The organism is Pseudonocardia sp. SID8383 (genome assembly GCF_009864975.1).
Taxonomy (GTDB): domain Bacteria; phylum Actinomycetota; class Actinomycetes; order Mycobacteriales; family Pseudonocardiaceae; genus Pseudonocardia; species Pseudonocardia alni.
Genome location: NZ_WWFY01001130.1, coordinates 1 through 1560, shown reverse-complemented (window position 1 = coordinate 1560; position 1560 = coordinate 1). Strand labels below are relative to the sequence as shown.

General features: G+C 76.5%; 3 protein-coding genes. All 3 read right to left on the bottom strand.

The features are described from left to right. Nucleotides 1-443, bottom strand: a 443-nt coding sequence (locus GTW08_RS27445; protein WP_161152720.1) for an urease accessory protein UreD, incomplete at its 3' end; no start/stop codon positions are given. 1 nt (nt 444) lies between these two features. Further along, nucleotides 445-1173: an urease accessory protein UreG gene (gene ureG, locus GTW08_RS27440; protein WP_073575031.1), complete on the bottom strand. Its 729-nt coding sequence runs from the start codon at nt 1171-1173 to the stop codon at nt 445-447. Then, nucleotides 1163-1560, bottom strand: a 398-nt coding sequence (locus GTW08_RS27435; RefSeq protein WP_275939025.1) for an urease accessory UreF family protein, incomplete at its 5' end; no start/stop codon positions are given. The genes GTW08_RS27435 and ureG, both read right to left, overlap by 11 nt.

Sequence of the window (1560 nt, the reverse complement as noted above, 5' to 3'; positions counted from 1 at the left end):
CCGGCGACCAGCAGGTCCCGGGCGCGCAACGCGGCGGTCGGGGCGAGCACCACGTCGAGCACGGTCTCGTGGTGGGCCCGCCCGGTCACCACGGTCGGCTCCGGCAGGTAGGTCAGCGACCCGCCGTCGCCGACGCTGCAGCGCAGCACGGTCCGGCTCGGCCGGGCCGCGCGGTCGGCACTGCGGCCACCCGGCAGGGCGACGGCCGCCGCGACCCCGGTCAGGGTCAGGTGCGCCCCCGCGCCGACGGTCACGGTGAGGGTGACGTCGTCGCCGGCCAGCGGGGTCGAGGCCGACCCCACCAGGTGCACGACGGCGTCGGACCGGCTCGCACCGGTGACGCCACGACGGGGGACCAGGGCCAGCGGGGACTGCGCCCGCAGCGTGGTGACGACCGAGCGGCCGTCCCGCGCGACGACCACGAGCTCCGCGCAGGCCAGCACCTCAGACGCTCGCCCGGACCGCGGCGACCTGCTCGAGCACCCAGGCGCCGACGTCGCCGGCGCCCGGGTCCTCGACCAGCGACTGCGCGATCACCGGCAGCTCCCCGCGGATGCGCGCGGCGTCGCTGGTCATGACCCCGAGGTCGGCGCCGACCAGCGGCGCCAGGTCGGTCTTGTTGATCACGAGCAGGTCCGCGGTGGTGACGCCGGGGCCGCCCTTGCGGGGCACCTTGTCCCCGCCCGCGACGTCGACGACGAAGATCTGCCGGTCCACCAGGCCGCGGGAGAACACCGCGGTGAGGTTGTCCCCGCCGGACTCCACGAGCACCAGGTCCAGGTCGCCGAAGCGCTCCTCCAGCAGCTCGACGGCGTCGAGGTTGGCGGTGATGTCGTCGCGGATCGCGGTGTGCGGGCAGCAGCCGGTCTGCACGGCCTCGACCCGCTCCGGCGGCAGCACGGCGTTGCGGCGCAGGAAGTCCGCGTCCTCGGTGGTGTAGATGTCGTTGGTGACCACGGCCAGGCGGACCCGCTCGCCGAGGCTGCGGGCCAGCGCCGCGACCAGCGCCGTCTTGCCCGACCCGACCGGCCCGCCGATCCCGATCCGCACCGCGCGCCCGCCGCCCGGGGCCGGGTCGTGGTGGTCGTGGTCGGTGACCGTCGGGTCGAAGCTGATCACATGACCGTGGCCGTGCCCGGTCTGCCCGGTCGGCGGGCTCTGTTCAGGAGGCAAAGAGACGCACCCTCTCGCGGTGGTGGTGGACGTGGGACTCGGCCATGAGGTCGAGGACCGGCGCGCCGGGCGCCGGGAGGTCGGCGGGGTCGCCCGCCGCGAGGTCCGCGGCCTCGTCGACGACGACGGCCAGGTCGTCGTCCAGGGCGACGAGCGCGGCGTTGACGGCGAACGGGTCCAGCCCGAGCAGCCGGACCGCCGCCGACGCGGGCCCGGAGACGGCGAGGTAGCCGACGCAGCGGGCCGCGTCGGACGGGGACTCCCCGGCGACGCCGACGACGACGCCGACGATCAGCGGATGGTGCGGGCGCCGGTCGACCGCGACCAGCGTGTCGAGCTCCGGCGACGGCCACGCCGCCCGCGCCGCGCGCAGGGCGGCCTTCCCCT